The 16,611-nt window shown below is 62.9% G+C and carries 18 protein-coding genes; 17 read left to right on the top strand and 1 reads right to left on the bottom strand.

Translation table 11 applies throughout. From position 1 onward, the window contains the following. Positions 1-21 precede the first annotated feature (21 nt). Genes AC1D2N_RS10200 through AC1D2N_RS10190 form a run of 3 tightly spaced genes read left to right on the top strand, consistent with a single transcriptional unit; the run spans position 22 to position 3,306 of the window. Complete coding sequence (locus AC1D2N_RS10200; RefSeq protein WP_028731824.1) at positions 22-1,809, top strand: ABC transporter ATP-binding protein; 1,788 nt, start codon at positions 22-24, stop codon at positions 1,807-1,809. Positions 1,810-1,824: 15 nt separating this feature from the next. Continuing rightward, complete coding sequence (gene dapB / locus AC1D2N_RS10195) at positions 1,825-2,649, top strand: 4-hydroxy-tetrahydrodipicolinate reductase (RefSeq protein ID WP_130653403.1); 825 nt, start codon at positions 1,825-1,827, stop codon at positions 2,647-2,649. A 21-nt stretch (positions 2,650-2,670) separates the two neighbouring features. Next, positions 2,671-3,306, top strand: a complete 636-nt coding sequence (locus AC1D2N_RS10190; RefSeq protein WP_028731826.1) for a 2,3-bisphosphoglycerate-dependent phosphoglycerate mutase — start codon at positions 2,671-2,673, stop codon at positions 3,304-3,306. 39 nt (positions 3,307-3,345) lie between these two features. On the opposite strand, the gene phnF is transcribed toward AC1D2N_RS10190, so the two are convergent. Beyond that, entirely contained in the window at positions 3,346-4,083 is a 738-nt protein-coding gene (gene phnF, locus AC1D2N_RS10185; protein WP_065277014.1) for a phosphonate metabolism transcriptional regulator PhnF, read from the bottom strand. A gap of 224 nt (positions 4,084-4,307) precedes the next feature. Here phnF and phnG point away from each other — a divergent pair, with 224 nt between their 5' ends. The 14 genes from phnG (at position 4,308) to phnN (ending at position 16,611) form a co-directional block, all read left to right on the top strand. Then, positions 4,308-4,784, top strand: a complete 477-nt coding sequence (phnG, locus tag AC1D2N_RS10180; RefSeq protein ID WP_130653402.1) for a phosphonate C-P lyase system protein PhnG — start codon at positions 4,308-4,310, stop codon at positions 4,782-4,784. Next, positions 4,784-5,392, top strand: a complete 609-nt coding sequence (phnH, locus tag AC1D2N_RS10175; RefSeq protein ID WP_130653401.1) for a phosphonate C-P lyase system protein PhnH — start codon at positions 4,784-4,786, stop codon at positions 5,390-5,392. Before phnG ends, phnH begins: the two co-directional genes overlap by 1 nt. Before the next feature lie 4 nt (positions 5,393-5,396). Further along, positions 5,397-6,503: a carbon-phosphorus lyase complex subunit gene (locus tag AC1D2N_RS10170; RefSeq protein WP_130653400.1), complete on the top strand. Its 1,107-nt coding sequence runs from the start codon at positions 5,397-5,399 to the stop codon at positions 6,501-6,503. Continuing rightward, positions 6,500-7,375 (top strand): alpha-D-ribose 1-methylphosphonate 5-phosphate C-P-lyase PhnJ, encoded by an 876-nt coding sequence (locus tag AC1D2N_RS10165; protein WP_003544415.1) that lies wholly within the window; start codon positions 6,500-6,502, stop codon positions 7,373-7,375. The genes AC1D2N_RS10170 and AC1D2N_RS10165 overlap by 4 nt, the downstream gene beginning before the upstream one ends. Then, the gene (gene phnK, locus AC1D2N_RS10160; protein ID WP_003544413.1) at positions 7,372-8,148 is read left to right on the top strand and encodes a phosphonate C-P lyase system protein PhnK; all 777 of its coding nucleotides are present in this window, start codon (positions 7,372-7,374) and stop codon (positions 8,146-8,148) included. The genes AC1D2N_RS10165 and phnK overlap by 4 nt, the downstream gene beginning before the upstream one ends. A gap of 122 nt (positions 8,149-8,270) precedes the next feature. Then, positions 8,271-8,978, top strand: coding sequence for a phosphonate C-P lyase system protein PhnL (gene phnL / locus AC1D2N_RS10155; RefSeq protein WP_026230920.1), 708 nt, complete (start codon positions 8,271-8,273; stop codon positions 8,976-8,978). Continuing rightward, positions 8,975-9,592, top strand: coding sequence for a DapH/DapD/GlmU-related protein (locus AC1D2N_RS10150; RefSeq protein ID WP_130653399.1), 618 nt, complete (start codon positions 8,975-8,977; stop codon positions 9,590-9,592). Before phnL ends, AC1D2N_RS10150 begins: the two co-directional genes overlap by 4 nt. A 117-nt stretch (positions 9,593-9,709) precedes the next feature. Beyond that, a complete protein-coding gene (gene phnC / locus AC1D2N_RS10145; protein WP_113541785.1) occupies positions 9,710-10,555 on the top strand; it encodes a phosphonate ABC transporter ATP-binding protein in 846 nt (281 codons plus the stop codon). 86 nt (positions 10,556-10,641) lie between these two features. Continuing rightward, positions 10,642-11,547, top strand: a complete 906-nt coding sequence (phnD, locus tag AC1D2N_RS10140) for a phosphonate ABC transporter substrate-binding protein (protein ID WP_018244301.1) — start codon at positions 10,642-10,644, stop codon at positions 11,545-11,547. Between the two features lie 171 nt (positions 11,548-11,718). After that, the gene (gene phnE, locus AC1D2N_RS10135) at positions 11,719-12,678 is read left to right on the top strand and encodes a phosphonate ABC transporter, permease protein PhnE (protein WP_130653397.1); all 960 of its coding nucleotides are present in this window, start codon (positions 11,719-11,721) and stop codon (positions 12,676-12,678) included. Between the two features lie 7 nt (positions 12,679-12,685). Next, complete coding sequence (gene phnE / locus AC1D2N_RS10130; protein ID WP_130653396.1) at positions 12,686-14,029, top strand: phosphonate ABC transporter, permease protein PhnE; 1,344 nt, start codon at positions 12,686-12,688, stop codon at positions 14,027-14,029. Positions 14,030-14,169: 140 nt separating this feature from the next. Continuing rightward, a complete protein-coding gene (locus AC1D2N_RS10125) occupies positions 14,170-14,865 on the top strand; it encodes a DUF1045 domain-containing protein (RefSeq protein ID WP_130653395.1) in 696 nt (231 codons plus the stop codon). A gap of 13 nt (positions 14,866-14,878) precedes the next feature. Next, complete coding sequence (locus AC1D2N_RS10120) at positions 14,879-16,018, top strand: alpha-D-ribose 1-methylphosphonate 5-triphosphate diphosphatase (RefSeq protein ID WP_028731839.1); 1,140 nt, start codon at positions 14,879-14,881, stop codon at positions 16,016-16,018. After that, on the top strand, positions 16,015-16,611 hold the full coding sequence (gene phnN / locus AC1D2N_RS10115) for a phosphonate metabolism protein/1,5-bisphosphokinase (PRPP-forming) PhnN (protein ID WP_018244296.1): 597 nt from the start codon (positions 16,015-16,017) through the stop codon (positions 16,609-16,611). Before AC1D2N_RS10120 ends, phnN begins: the two co-directional genes overlap by 4 nt.

Raw genomic sequence — 16,611 nt, 5'->3', positions numbered from 1 at the left:
GTCCGAGACAGGAAATCCTATTTGGAAGCGGCGGAAAGCAGAACGCAGAGCGTTAGCAGCGATACCGTAACCGGTATCCTGAAGCGCATCATCGCTGAAAACGGCCGCGACCATCTCTGGGGCTATGTCTTTGCGATTGCCTGCCTCATCGTGGTGGCGCTTTCGACGGCGTTTACCGCCTGGATCATGCGGGCGATCATCGACGAGGCCTTCGCTAACCGCCGCGCCGACGTCGTCTGGATCATCTGTCTTTCGATCTTCATCGCCTTCGTGCTGCGCGGTTTTGCGAGCTACGGCCAGGCGGTGGCGCTTTCCAGGGTCGGCAACGATATCGTCGCCCGCTACCAGCGCCGGCTCTATGCGCATCTGATGACGCTTTCGGTCGGCTTCTTCAGCGAGGCGCGCTCGGCCCATATCGCCGCGCAGGTGAGCCAGAACGTCAGCGGCATCCGCGACGTGCTCAACCTGACAATCACCTCGACGGTGCGCGATCTGCTGACCTTCGTATCGCTGCTCGCCGTGATGATCCTGCAGGATCCGCTGCTCAGCCTTGCCGTGTTCATCATGGCGCCGCCGCTGCTTTACGCGCTGCGCTATGTTTCGAAGCGGCTGCGCTCGGCGACCCGCGAGGCCGTGCATCTGAACAGCCACGTGCTCGGCGCGATGCAGGAGACGATCCAGGGCATCGCCATCGTGAAGGCCTTCACGATGGAAGAAGAACTGGAGCGCAAGGTCAACAAACTCATCAAGGGCGCCGAAAGCCGGGCCAACCGGATTGCCCGGCTTTCCGAGCGCACGTCTCCGCTGACGGAAAGTTTCGCGGGCTTTGCCGTCGCCAGCGTGCTTGCCTATGCCGCCTACCGCTCGATCTACTTTAATGTGCCACCCGGCGCCTTTTTCTCCTTCGTCACGGCGCTGCTGCTTGCCTATGACCCGGCTCGACGGCTTGCCCGCCTGCAGGTGCAGATGGAGCGCGCCGTCGTCAATGCGCGGATGATCTACGAGTTGCTCGACATGGAACCGCGCCAGCGCGACCTGCCAGATGCCCGGCCGCTGACCGTGACGCAGGCGAGGATCGAATTCCGCAACGTTTCCTTCGCCTATGGCAACGAAAGCGTCCTCAGCGGCGTGAGCTTCATCGCCGAGGGCGGGTCGACCACCGCACTTGTCGGTCCCTCGGGTGCCGGCAAATCCACCGTCATCAGCCTCATTCCGCGTTTCTACGATCCGCGCGAAGGCGAAATTCTGATTGACGGGCAGGACATCGCCCACATCACCAAGAAGTCGCTGCGCCAGCAACTCGCCTATGTCTCGCAGCAGCCCTATCTGTTCGAGGGCACGATCCGCGACAATATCCGCTATGGCCGGCCGGAGGCGACCGATGCCGAAGTGGAAGAGGCGGCCAGGCTTGCCTATGCGCATGATTTCATCTCGGCACAGCCGCAGGGTTACGAGACGCCGGTCGGCGAAAACGGCGTGACGCTTTCGGGCGGCCAGCGTCAGCGCCTGTCGATCGCACGCGCCCTGGTGCGCAATGCGCCGATCCTGCTTCTCGACGAGGCGACCTCCGCCCTCGACACCGAATCGGAAGCCGCCGTGCAGAAGGCGCTCGACGAAGCGATGACCGGACGCACTGTCGTCGTCATTGCCCATCGGCTCTCGACCGTGGTGCGCGCCGACAAGATCGTCGTCATGCAGCAGGGCCGTGTCGTCGAGGAAGGCAATCACGAGACGCTTGCGAAGGTCAGCGACGGTCTTTACGCTCGCCTCAACAACCTGCAGAGGCCCTCGGCCTCCGATTCAAACTGACCTGGTGAGACTGACATGAGCGATGCTGCGATGAAACTGGTGGTGGTTGGCGCAGCAGGACGCATGGGGCAGACGCTAGTCCGGCTCATCCATTCCATCGACGGCGTGACGCTGCATGCCGCGGTCGAGCGCGCCGGTTCGCCCTTCGTCGGCAAGGATGCCGGCGAGATCGCCGGTCTCGGCCCGACCGGCGTCATCATCGGCGACGATCCGCTCAACGCCTTTCTCAATGCCGAAGGCGTGCTCGACTTCACCTCGCCCGCTGCAACAGTGGAATTCTCAGGTCTCGCCGCGCAGGCCCGCATCGTCCATGTCGTCGGCACGACGGGCTGTTTACCCGATGACAACGCCAGGATCGCCGCGGCCGCCCGCCATGCCCGCATCGTCAAATCAGGCAATATGAGCCTCGGGGTCAATCTGCTCAGCGTGCTCGCAGAGCAGGCGGCGCGTGCGCTCGACCCTGATGACTGGGATATCGAGATCCTGGAAATGCACCACAAGCACAAGGTGGATGCGCCTTCCGGCACCGCCCTTCTCTTCGGCGAGGCTGCGGCAAAGGGGCGCGGCATCGATCTGGCCTCGAAGTCGGTCCGGGTGCGCGACGGCCATACCGGCGCCCGTGAAGCCGGCACGATCGGTTTTGCGACGCTGCGCGGCGGCTCCGTCATCGGCGAGCATTCCGTGCTTTTCGCCGGAGAAGGCGAAATCGTCACCTTGTCGCACAGCGCGGCCGACCGCTCGATCTTTGCGCGCGGCGCCATCAAGGCGGCGCTCTGGGCGCGCGACAAGAAGCCGGGTCTCTATTCCATGCTCGATGTGCTCGGGCTTTCTTCCTCATAACGATACTACGGAGGCATATTCATGAGCGGTACCCTCGTCCTCGTTCGCCACGGCCAGAGTGACTGGAACCTGAAGAATCTCTTCACCGGCTGGAAGGATCCCGATCTGACGGAGCTCGGCATCCAGGAAGCCAATGCCGGCGGTACGGCGCTTGCCGAATACGGGATCAAATTCGATGTCGCCTATACCTCGGTGCTGGTGCGTGCGCAGCACACGCTGAAGCTCATCCTCGACAAGGTCGGCCAGCCCGATCTCCAGACGATCCGCGACCAGGCGCTGAACGAGCGCGACTATGGCGATCTCTCCGGCCTCAACAAGGACGATGCCCGCGCCAAATGGGGCGAGGAACAGGTGCACATCTGGCGCCGTTCCTATGACGTGCCGCCTCCCGGCGGCGAAAGCCTGCGCGACACCGGCGCCCGCGTCTGGCCCTACTACCTCACCGAGATCCTGCCGCGCGTGCTCAGGGGCGAGAAGGTGCTGGTGGCCGCACACGGCAATTCGCTGCGCTCGCTGGTGATGGTGCTCGACAAGCTGAACAAAGAAGGCGTGCTCGCCCTCAACCTCGCGACCGGCGTGCCGATGGTCTACAAGCTGAAGGCGGATTCCACCGTCGCTTCGAAGGAAGTGCTCGGCGACATGTCGGGCGCGCATTGATCTCAGCTGACCTTTCCCCGCTTCGGCGGGGAAAGACGCTCAGTTCTCGATGGTGAACTGCACCCGGTCGGCCGCGAAACGGCTGATCGAATATTGCACCGGCACGCCGTCAAGATCGGTATTCATTGCCTTGGCGATCAGAAGGATGGCACCGGGAGTGAGTTCAAGGTCGGCCATATCGGCTGCGCTTGCATGGGCGGCCGTCACCTCGGTCGTCGCCCGGACATAATCCGGCAGGCCGAGTTCGGCGAAAGCCTTGGTGATCGATTCCCCCGCCCGGTAGGCCTCGCCGATACCGGCGAAGCGTTCGGCCGGAAACCAGCTCGTCGCCCTTGAAACCGGCCGCTTGTCCGCCTGGCGCAAGGTTTCCAGGCGGATCACTGGCTCACCCTGCTTCAGGCCCAGCCAGCGGGCGACCTCTGCATTCGCTTCCTCTTTCGCCTCATCGAGCAGAAGGCCGCGCATTTCACGCGCCTGATCGCCAATGCCGGCGGTAAAGCGCGTGCGCCTTGTGATCGGGAAATTCAGCCGCTCCTTGCGTTCGATCAGCGTGCCGCGACCTTGTACCGCACGGACGATCCCCTCCTGCGCCAGTGCCGCCAGCGCACTGCGCACCGTATGCCGGTTGACGCCGAATTGCACCGCCAACATGGTTTCCGGCGGTACCATTCCCGTTTCGTCATAGGCTCCGTTGCTGATCGCCTCGCGAATCCGATCGGCGATCTGGCGCCACAGCGCCACGCCGGTTTGCCTTTGCACCTGCTTCAATCCCGCCATTCCACCCCTGCCTGCTATTTCTCGCCTTCTGCATAATTCGATCCTGAAAACGATCCCGATTTCAGGATCGAATTATGCAGCAATTCAAAGTGCTACAGCGTCCTTTGCGCGTCTGAAAAGACGCGCGGCGCCGTAGATGTCACACGCTTGTCACGACATCGATTTAGAGCTAAATGTATCTTGTATGGTTGTCTATATCAATAGACATTTTAAGGGAAGCGGCGATGATACCAGCGGACAGGAAAGACGCTGCGTCACAGATGGCATCCGGGCGCAAACGCGCCGCCGATCTGCTGGCGCGTGCGGAACGCAGCGAACTCACAGCGGTCTTCGATGCGCTGCCGCAAAAGCCTGTGGCCCATCAGGTGCGCGGACCGGAGACCGGGCTGGTGATGGTGCGCGGACGCATCGGCGGCGGCGGCGCTCCCTTCAATCTGGGCGAAGTGACCGTGACGCGGGCCACCGTCCGGCTCGACTCCGGCTCGGTCGGCCATGCGCAGGCGCTCGGCACCGACCGCGAGAAGGCCCGGCTTGCGGCGATCTTCGACGCGCTCTGGCAGGAGGACGCGACGAAGGATTTTGTCGAACAGGCACTGCTTTTGCCAATCGCCGAACGCATCGCCGATGCCGAACGCCGCAAGGCGGACGAGACGGCGGCGACACGCGTCGATTTCTTCACCATGGTGCGGGGAGACAACTGATGGGCCTGAAGACAGAAGCTCTGACCGGCGGCTTTGCCGAGCCGGTCTTCCATGCCCAGAGCGTCTTCAAGATGCTGATGGACGGCATGGCTCGCCCCGGCACGATCCAGACCGTTCAGCCCCATGTCGCTCCGCCGGCACCGCTCGGCATCGCCGCCGGCACGATCGCGCTGACGCTTTGCGACCACGACACGCCCGTCTGGCTTTCCCAGGGACTGGTGAAATCCGCCGTGCCGGAATGGCTCGGCTTCCATACCGGCGCGCCGTTGACCAGCGATAAGGCCGAGGCGCGCTTTGCCTTCACCGAGGCCGGCACCGCACTTTCCTCCTTCGGCCTCTTTGCATCAGGCACGCAGGAATATCCCGACCGCTCGACGACCGTTGTCATCGAGCTCGCCGAACTCGCGGGCGGCCGCAGGCTGGCGCTGATGGGTCCGGGCATCCAAAGCGTGACGGAGATCGCGCCCATCGGCCTGCCGGAGACCTTCCTGCGGCTCTGGACCGAGAACCGTGCGCTCTTTCCGCGCGGCGTCGACATCGTGCTGACGGCGGGCAAGCGTTTCCTCTGCCTACCGCGCACCACCAAGATCACAGCAACGGAGATCTGAGCTCATGTATGTTGCCGTCAAGGGTGGCGAGGCCGCCATCGCCAATGCCCACCGCCTGCTGGCCGACCGCCGCCGCGGCGACCGTTCGCTGCCGGCGATCGGCATCGAACAGATCGTCGCGCAGCTGGCGCTCGCCGTCGATCGCGTCATGGCCGAGGCCTCGCTTTTCGACCGCACGCTCGCTGCACTTGCCATCCGCCAATCACGCGGCGACATGATCGAGGCGATCTTCCTGCTGCGCGCCTACCGCACGACGCTGCCGCGTTTCGGCTATTCCAGGCCGCTCGACACGGCTGATATGACGATCGAACGCCGCATCTCGGCGACCTACAAGGATCTGCCGGGCGGCCAGCTCCTCGGTCCGACCTTCGACTATACCCACCGCCTGCTCGACCCCTCGCTGCTTTCTGACGAGGCGGTCGAGACGCCCGCTCAGCGTGCAGCCGAGATCGGCCGCGTCATGCGCGTCTCCGAAATCCTCGGCGAAGAGGGCCTGATCGAGGCCGACGGCGACATGCCGGAAGATCATGAGATCGGCGATCTGACCCGCGAGCCGATGGAATTCCCGATGACCCGCGATCTGCGCCTACAGGCGCTTACCCGTGGCGACGAGGGCTTCCTGCTGGCGCTCGGTTATTCCACCCAGCGCGGCTACGGCCGTAACCACCCCTTCACCGGTGAAATCCGCATCGGCGACGTCGAGGTGGAATTCGACGTGCCGGAACTCGGTTTCGCCGTCTCGCTCGGCACGATCCAGATCACCGAATGCCAGATGGTCAACCAGTTCAAGGGTTCGGCCAAGGCGCCGCCGCAATTCACCCGCGGCTACGGCCTGGTCTTCGGCCAGAGCGAGCGCAAGGCGATGGCGATGTCGCTGGTCGACCGGGCGCTTCGCGCCGAAGAGCTCGGCGAGGATATCACCGCGCCGGCACAGGACGAGGAATTCGTCATCTCGCACTCCGACAACGTCCAGGCGACGGGCTTCGTCGAGCACCTGAAGCTTCCGCATTATGTGGATTTCCAGGCCGAACTCGATCTCGTCCGCCGCATGCGCCGCGAATTCGAATCCGCCCGCAACGGTGGCGAAGACATGAAGGAAGCCGCCGAATGACCGATCTGGCCAGCTACAACTTCGCCTATCTCGACGAACAGACGAAGCGGATGATCCGCCGGGCCATCCTGAAGGCAATCGCCATTCCCGGCTACCAGGTGCCCTTCGCCTCGCGCGAAATGCCGATGCCCTATGGCTGGGGCACCGGCGGGGTGCAGGTGACGGCCTCGATCATCGGACCTGATGACGTGCTGAAGGTCATCGACCAGGGTGCCGACGATACGACCAACGCCGTTTCCATCCGCGCCTTCTTCCAGAAGGTCGCCAATGTCGCGGTGACGACGCATACCAAGGATGCGACGATCATCCAGACGCGCCACCGCATTCCCGAAGAAAAGCTCGGGGTCGGGCAGGTGCTCGTCTACCAGGTGCCGATCCCCGAGCCGCTGCGCTTCCTCGAGCCGCGTGAGACCGAGACGCGCAAGATGCACGCGCTCGAAGAATACGGTCTCATGCATGTGAAGCTCTACGAGGATATCGCCCATAACGGCCGCATCTCGCGGACTTACGCCTATCCGGTGAAGGTCCACGGCCGCTATGTCATGGACCCGTCGCCGACGCCGAAATTCGACAATCCGAAGATGCACATGTCGGACGCGCTGCAGCTCTTCGGCGCCGGACGCGAGAAGCGCATCTATGCGGTTCCGCCCTATACCGACGTCGTCAGCCTGGATTTCGAGGACTATCCCTTCGATATCCAACGTTTCGATAAACCCTGCGCCCTTTGCGGTGCGGAGGATGTCTATCTCGACGAAGTGGTTCTCGACGACAAGGGCGGGCGGATGTTCGTCTGCTCCGACACCGATCATTGCGAAGACCGCCGCGCGCACGGACATGCCGGCGAGATGCTGGCCCGGGAGGCTGCAGAATGAGCGATACCCCGCTTCTCAAAGTCCATGACGTTTCGAAATTCTACGGCAACCGTATCGGCTGCCGCGACGTCTCCTTCGAGCTCTGGCCCGGCGAAGTGCTTGCCATCGTCGGCGAGTCCGGCTCCGGCAAGACGACGCTGCTCAACTGCCTCTCCACCCGGCTGCTGCCCAGCACCGGCAGCGTCGAATATCACATGCGCGACGGCAGCTACCGCGACCTCTACCGCATGAACGAGGCCGAGCGGCGCTTCCTGATGCGCACCGATTGGGGCTTCGTACACCAGAATCCGGCCGATGGCCTGCGCATGACCGTCTCGGCCGGCGCCAATGTCGGCGAACGGCTGATGGCGATCGGCGACCGGCACTACGGCAAGATCCGCGCTTCGGCGATCGACTGGCTCGAACGCGTCGAGATCGACGCCGACCGCATCGACGATCAGCCGCGCGCCTTTTCCGGCGGCATGCGCCAGCGCCTGCAGATCGCCCGCAACCTCGTCACCGGGCCGCGCCTCGTCTTCATGGACGAGCCGACCGGCGGCCTCGACGTCTCGGTGCAGGCGCGCCTGCTCGATCTGGTCCGCGGCCTCGTCAACGATCTCGGTCTCTCGGCCATCATCGTCACCCACGATCTCGCCGTCGCCCGCCTGCTCTCGCACCGGATGATGGTGATGAAGGACGGCTACGTCATCGAACACGGGCTTACCGACCGCGTGCTCGACGATCCGCGCGAACCCTACACGCAGTTGCTCGTCTCCTCGATCCTGCAGGTCTGAGCGCTACTGCATAATTCCTTAAATCGGAATCGATTTTCGGTAAAATTATGCAGCAATTCAGCATGTTACGTGTCCATTGCGCGTCCTTTCAGATACGCGGCGAAACCAAGGAAGAAGAAATCATGGCAACGCCCCTCGTCGTTTCCGAAGTCTCGAAGAGCTTCACCATGCATCTGCGCGACGGCATCAAGCTACCTGTCGTCTCCGATGTCGCCTTCTCGGTCGCATCGGGCGAATGCGTCGTGCTCGGTGGCCCATCGGGCATCGGCAAGAGCTCGCTGCTCAAGATGATCTACGGCAATTATGCCGTCGACACCGGTCAGATCCTCATCCGTCACAATGACCGCATCGTCGATCTCGCCTCCGCCGATCCGCGCACCGTGCTCAACGTCCGCCGCGATACGCTCGGCTATGTCAGCCAGTTCCTGCGCACCGTGCCGCGCGTCGCGGCGATCGACGTGGTTGCGGAACCGCTGGTGGCACGCGGCGAGGACGCCGTCACCGCGCGGGAAAAGGCGGGCGCCCTGCTTGCCAGGCTCAATCTGCCGGAAACGCTCTGGCAGCTTCCGCCCGCCACCTTCTCCGGCGGCGAGCAGCAACGCGTCAACATCGCGCGCGGCTTCATCACCGAGCATACGATCCTGCTTCTCGACGAACCCACAGCCTCGCTCGATGCCAGGAACCGTGCCGTCGTCGTCGGCATGATCGCGGAAAAGAAGAAGGCGGGGGTGGCCCTTCTCGGCATCTTCCACGACGAAGAGGTGCGCGAAGCCGTCGCCGACCGCATCCTCGACGTCCAGCAATTCTCACCGAGAAAGATCGCTGCATGAGCCGCAAACTGGGTATCGAGCCCTATTTTCATGAGACGGCGTCCGTCAGCGATTCCACCTTCGGGCGCTATACGGAGGTCTCTGAACGCTGCCGCATTAGCGAGGCCACGTTCGGCGACTATTCCTACATCATGCAGGACGGCTCCGTCTGGTGTGCGACGATCGGCAAGTTCGTCAATATCGCCGCCGCCGTGCGCATCAACGCCACCAACCATCCGACCTGGCGCGCGACGCTGCATCATTTCACCTATCGCGCCGCCGACTACTGGCCGGATGGCGACATGGAGACGGACTTCTTCGCCTGGCGGCGCGCAAACCGCGTGACGATCGGCAACGACGTCTGGATCGGCCACGGGGCGACCATTCTGCCGGGCGTCAACGTCGGCAACGGCGCGGTGATCGGAGCCGGCGCCGTCGTCTCGAAGGACGTCGCGCCCTATACGATCGTCGGCGGCGTGCCGGCAAAGCTCATCCGCGAGCGCTTTCCAGGAGAGGTCGGCGAACGGATGGACAGGCTTTCCTGGTGGGACTGGGAGCACGACCGGCTGCGCCAAGCGCTCTCCGATTTCCGCAACCTGAGCGCGGAAGATTTTCTGTCCCGTTACGGCGTTTAAACCCCCGATATAGGGGCGGAGAATTGTGACAGGACTTACACAAATATGACATGCGAGGTTCATCAAGCGGGACTAATGCGATGCTGAACAAGGCCTGGATCGCAAGGGAAGAGCATGGTGTTCGAGCTGAAGAATGTCACACGTCGTTTCGGAAAAAAGCTCGCCGTCGATTCCGTCACGCTCGCCATTCCTCAGGGCCAGATGGTCGGCATTATCGGCCGCTCCGGCGCCGGCAAGTCGACGCTGCTGCGCATGATCAACCGCCTTCAGGAGCCGAGCTCCGGCTCCATTCATTTCGCCGGCGTCGAGGTCTCCGGGCTTCGCGGCCAGGCGTTGCGCAACTGGCAGCGCGACTGCGCGATGATCTTCCAGCAGTTCAACCTGGTGCCGCGCCTCGACGTCCTCACCAATGTCATGCTCGGCCGCCTCAATCATCGCTCGACGCTTATGAGCCTGCTCAACATCTTCACCCGCGAGGAACGCGTGCATGCCATCGCGGCACTCGAACGCCTCGGCATCGAGCAGACGGCGCTGCAGGCAGCCGGCACGCTTTCCGGCGGTCAGCAGCAGCGCGTGGCGATCGCCCGCGCGCTGATGCAGAACCCGAAGATGGTTCTCGCCGACGAGCCGATCGCCTCGCTCGATCCGTTGAACGCCAAGATCGTCATGGATGCGCTGCGCGATATCAACGAGCGCGAGGGCATCACCGTCGTCACCAACCTTCACACGCTCGACACCGCCCGCAACTATTGTGAGCGCATCGTCGGCATGGCCGGCGGCCGCGTCGTCTTCGACGGCAAGCCCTCGGAGCTGACCGCCGAAGCGGTGAAGGAAATCTACGGGACGGACAAGGACGGCGCCGGCATCGACGAAACGGTGACCTCGACATCGATCAATATCGCCCCCGAGCGGGCAGACCATCAATCCGCCGGCACACAGCCGCTGGCGCTGGCCGGCCTCTGAGAGAGGCAGCCGCGATCGAGCGCCCGCGTCAAGGGCACACTTCTTCGTAACGGGAAGGCCGGGGACACCGGTCAATAGGAGAGAACATGTTGAAGAAAGCACTCTTTGCGGCAACGGCGCTCTTCGCGCTCGCCGGCGCTGCCCACGCTGCAGACCTCAAGGAATTCCGCATCGGCATCCTCGGCGGCGAAAACGAAACCGACCGCCTGCGCAACTATGCCTGCCTTGCCGACCATCTGAAGCAGGAATTCGGCTTCGAGAAGGTTTCGCTCTTCCCGGCCGCCGACTATGACGGCGTGATCCAGGGCCTGCTCGGCGGCACGCTCGACTTCGCCGAACTCGGCGCCTCCGGCTACGCCGCCGTCTACATCAAGGATTCGAAGGCTGTCACGCCGATCCTGACGACGCAGCAGAAGGACGGCTCGACGGGTTATTACTCGATCGGCCTTGCTCTGAAGTCCTCCGGCATCAAGTCCATCAAGGACGCCAAGGGCAAGAAGCTCGGCTACGCCGATCCGGATTCCACCTCCGGCTACCTCGTTCCGCTGACGCAGATCCCGAAGGACACGGGCATGCCGAACGACAAGTTTTTCGCCTCGACCCAGTTCAACGGCGGTCACGAGAACAACCTTCTCGCTGCCTATGACGGCAAGGTCGACATTGCCGTCGACGATAGCTCGGGCATCGGCGACTTCAAGGACGGCTACACCTCCGGTACCTTCCGCAAGGAAGTCGACAAGGGCGCCGTCGATCCGAACAAGCTGGTCGAAGTATGGCGTTCGCCGCTGATCCCGAACGGCCCGCTCGTCGTTCGCAATGCTCTGGGCGAAGAGTGGCAGACGAAGCTTGCAGCCTTCTTCACGGCTCTGCCGGAGAAGGATCACAAGTGCTTCGCCGCTGTCGAAGGCGGCGACTACAAGGGCTACGCGCCCGTGAAGCACGACTTCTACAACGCCGTCGTCGACGTCCGCAAAGCTGCCATCGGCGGCTGATCGAGCCGTTTCGAATGAGGGCGGCCGGCAACGGCCGCCCTCTATCTTTTGACTACGGCACCGCGCGTCTTAGACGCGCAAAGGACGCTGTAGCACTTTGAATTGCTGCGTAATTCTATCCTCAACTCGATTCCGATTTGAGGATAGAATTATGAAGTAGGCGAGGCGTTGATGACTATTGCCGATACACAGCCGCAGATGCAGAGCACCAAGGAGATCGGCACCGCCTGGGACCGGATGGTCGCCAAGCGCCGCTTCTATACCGTCCTCGGCCTGGTTATCCTCATTGCGGCTTTCGTCAGCTCCGTCCGCTTCGCCGACGAGAGCAATGCCGGCCATTTCTTCGACCGTCTGCCGCATCTCTTCGACTTCCTGAGCTGGCTCATCCCCAGGGATTGGCACGACGTCTGGCGCGCGCTGTTTGATATAGCGAGCGTCAACGACAAGGGCGGCGAGGAATTCAATTTCGACAGGGGCCGTGTCTACGTCTGGGGCGCCTTCTACATTCCCGAATATTTCGAGCTGATGATCGTCACGATCAACGTCGCGCTGATCTCGACGATCATCGCCTTCGTCTTTGCCGTCCCATTGAGCTTCTTTGCCGCGCGCAACCTGACGAATTCATGGCCGTTGCGCATCTTCACCAAGCGGCTGATGGAGTTCCTGCGCGCCTTCCCTGAAATCGTCATAGCCGGGCTGTTTTCGGCGATCCTGTCGATCGGGCCGGTCGCCGCCATCATCGCCATCACCCTGCACACGATCGGCGCGCTCGGCAAACTCTTCTACGAAGTGGCCGAAAATATCGACATGAAGCCCCACGAGGGTATGAAAGCCGTCGGCGCCAACTGGTGGGAACGCGTGCGCTTTGCCGCCCTGCCGCAAGTGCTGCCGAATTTCACCTCCTATGCGCTGCTGCGCCTTGAGATCAACGTGCGCGCCTCGACCATCATCGGCGCCGTCGGCGGCGGCGGCATCGGCGAGGAACTGAAGCTCTCGATTTCGCGCGGCTTCGGCGCCAAGACGGTAGCGCTCGTTCTGCTGCTGTTCGTGACGATCGTCGCCGTCGACCAGTTCTCCGCATGGCTGCGCCGCCGCCTCGTCGGCGAGCAGGCCTTCCTCCTGCAACATTGAGGCCGCCATGACGGTGATCGACGCAAACCGCATGCATGAGATAGAAACGCGCTATCCGGAATATTTCCACCGGTCGTTCCGCCAGCGTTTCGGCGGGCTGATGATCCTCATCGCGACACTGCTCTACAGCCTCTATGCCGTGTGGTTCTTCGACCTGCCCAAGCTTTTTGCCGAAGCCCATTGGGAGCGCGTCGGCATCTATCTCACCCAATGGGTGAGCTACGACGTTCAACCGGAATTCCGCATTGGGGATGACGGCTCGATCGACATCCGTTATCCGCGTTTCTCGCCGCTCGGCGACAATCCGCATCCGGACTGGCTGGTCAACAATCCCGACGGCAGCATCACCGTTTCGATCAGCGGCACCAGCCGCAGCGTCACCGTCTCGAGGAGCGAGACGATCGTCACCGCGCATGGCGTCAGCGTCCCGGTGGAAGTTTCGAGCGGCGCGCCGAAAGTCGTCGGACCGGTACCCGGCTGGATGACAGTCTATGATGACAACGTGCTGGCGGATCTCGGCTTTGCCGGCAATGTCAGCATCTCAGTCGACCGGGTGAAGATCCGCAAACGTTTCATCGGTTGGGCGAATTTCATCTTCGACACGCAATCATCCTTCTTCGACAAGCCGGTCGGCGAGGTCGTCAGCCTCATCGTCTCCGGTCCGCGCATCAAGCCCGACCAATCCAACCTGTCGCTCGCCTTCGACGATATCTGGAACAACAGCGAATGGCAGCACGGCGACGTCTGGACCAAGCTTTTCCAGACGATCGTCATGGCGTTCCTCGGAACGCTGCTCGGCGCGCTTACCGCCTTTCCGCTCGCCTTCCTGGCAGCGCGCAACATCACGCCGAACCGCCTGCTGAACCAGATCCTGAAGCGCTTCTTCGATTTCTTGCGCTCGGTCGATATGCTGATCTGGGCGCTGTTCCTGACGCGCGCCTTCGGCCCCGGCCCGCTCGCCGGCAGCGGTGCGATCTTCCTCACCGAGACCGGCACGCTCGGCAAGCTCTATTCCGAAGGCCTTGAGAATATCGACAACAAGCCGCGGGAAGGCATCAAATCAACAGGCGCTCAGACCGTGCTCGTTCATCGTTATGGCATTATGCCGCAGATCGTTCCCGTCTTCGTCAGCCAGACGCTCTACCAATGGGAATCGAACGTGCGCGGCGCGACCATTATCGGCGCCGTCGGCGCCGGCGGCATCGGCCTGAAACTGTGGGAGGCCATGCGCACCAATGCCAACTGGGAAAACGTCGCCTACATGGTCATTCTGATCCTGATCGTCGTCTTCATTTTCGACGCCGCCTCGAACGCGTTGCGCCATCGGCTGATGGGCACGAAAGCCCACTGATCCATCCATCAAAGCAGTGGCGCCGCTGCCGCCATCATCATTCTGTCACGGAAATCTTTTAGCCGGGAGCCTGCTTGCGGTTCGCCGCCAAATCACTGCACAGTGCCCTCCCCGTTTGGACGATCTCCAGGATAAAAGCCTTGCGCTACGCTCTCTATTTCTCGCCGCCGAAGGATGATCCCCTGACCGGCGCGGCCTCGCTCTGGCTCGGCCGCAATGCTTTCACCGGCGAGACCTACCCTGCACCGGAATATGAGCAACTGGGTGCGGCGGAACAGTTCGAGCTGACTGCCGACCCGCGCCGTTACGGCTTTCACGCCACGATCAAGGCGCCCTTTTCCCTCGCCTCCTCGGTCACCGAGGAGGATCTCATGACCGTTGCCGAGGATTTTGCCCAGCGCACGCAAGCCTTCGAGATTCCTGAGCTCGTGCTCGGCCAGCTCGGCCGTTTTTTTGCCCTCGTTCCCGGTTCACTTCATCAACCTCTTCAGGATTTCGCCGCGAAAGTGGTAAGGTCCTTCGAACCGTTCCGGGCGGCGCTTTCCGAGGCCGATATGGCGCGGCGCAATCCGGAGAAGCTCAGCGACAGCCAGCGCGCCCATCTGCAGCGCTGGGGTTATCCTTACGTCATGGAGGATTTCGGCTTTCACATGACGCTGAGCGGCCAAGTGCCCGAGACACGTGCTCAGGTGATGAAAGCGATCCTGACAGAGCGTTTTGCCGATTTCACCGGCCGGCCGCTTTCGATTTCCGGCCTTGCCGTCTTCATCGAGGAGACGCGCGGTGCCCCGTTCAAAGTTCATTCCTGGCTGCCGCTTGCCGGCGCCAAAAGCTGAAAGACCTGACGACATGAGCAAAGAGACCGTGTTTTCCAACGCCCGCATCGTTCTCGAGGATGACATCCTCTCAGGCTCGATCCTCATCCGCGACGGGAAGATTGCCGACATCTCCGAGGGTAACTCGGTAGCCGGCGAAGATTTCGAAGGCGACTACGTCATTCCAGGCCTTGTCGAGCTGCACACCGATCATCTCGAAGGCCATTATCAGCCGCGTCCCGGCATTCGCTGGAACAAGACCGCCGCAGTCCAGGCGCATGACGCCCAGATCGTCACGTCAGGCATCACCACGGTGTTCGACTGCCTGCGCATGGGTGCGGACGAGGACGGCGGCTTCGAACATGGCGAGATGCGCGAGATGGCGGACGCCATCCAATCGGCGGAGAAGGAAGGCAGGCTGCGCGCCGAGCACCTCATCCACCTGCGCTGCGAGGTCTCGGCCGACAACGTGCTCGAACATTTTGCCGATTTCGAAAACGACCGGCATGTGCGGCTCGTCTCGCTGATGGATCATGCACCCGGCCAGCGGCAATTCCAGACGATGGACCAATATATCTTCTACTACCAGAAGAAGCGGGGCCTGAGCGACGAGGCTTTCGCGCGTTTCGTCGCCAAGCGTCAGGCAGAATCGGCGCGCAATTCGACGCCGCACCGCAATGCCATCGCCAAGGTCTGCGCCGAACGCGGCATCACCGTGGCAAGCCATGACGACGCGACGCTCTCGCATGTCGACGAGGCGATCGACAACGGTGTGCGCCTCGCCGAGTTCCCGACCAGTTTCGATGCCGCCCGGGCGTCGCACGAACATGGCATGAGCGTGCTGATGGGCGCGCCGAACATCGTGCGCGGCAAGTCGCATTCCGGCAATATCGCCGCCCGCGACCTTGCCGAGATGGGCGTGCTCGACGTGCTTTCCTCCGACTACGTACCGCTCAGCCTGCTGCATGCGCCCTTCATCCTCGCCGATGAGGTGGAGAGCATCAGCCTGCCGAAGGCGATCGCCATGGTGACGTCGACGCCCGCCCGCACCGTCAGCCTCGACGATCGCGGCCGGATCGCAACCGGGCTGCGCGCCGATCTTGTCCGCGTCCATCGTTCGCACGGCGTGCCGGTGACACGCTCCGTCTGGCGCCAAGGACGCCGTGTCGCATGATGCCGCACGAACCCCACGCAGGAGCCGGTGCCGAGCGCGGCATCATGGTCGTTGTCGTCGGTCCGAGCGGTGCTGGCAAGGACACGCTGATGAACCTCGCCGCCCGGCGTTTTGCCGGCCGTGAGAACGTGCATTTCGTCCGCCGCGTCATCACCCGCCACCGCGATGCCGGCGGCGAGGACCATCTTTCCGTCTCCCTCCAAGGGTTTGCCGCCATGGAGCAATCAGGCTCCTTCGCCGTCTGGTGGGAAGCGCACGGCCTGAAATACGGTATTCCCGCCGAGGTCTCGGTGGCGCTGTCCAGAGGCCATGTCGTTGTCGCCAACGGCTCGCGCTCGGCGCTTCACCGCTTCCAGGCCGCCTTCCCGCGGCTGAAAGTCATCAACGTCACCGCCCGCCCCGAAGTGCTTGCCGGCCGGCTGGAGGCGCGCGGACGCGAGACGCATGAAGATATCATGGCCCGGCTCGCCCGCGGACCGCTGACGGTGCGCGGCGAATATGACGTGGTGGAGCTCGACAATAGCGGCTCGCTCGAAGAGGCCGAGCAGAAGATGATCGAGATCCTCGACGGATTGCTGACCAAGGCGCATTGA

The sequence above is a fragment of the Rhizobium sp. P1_B8 genome, from assembly GCF_056406515.1.
This window is presented reverse-complemented; position numbering and strand designations above follow the sequence as displayed.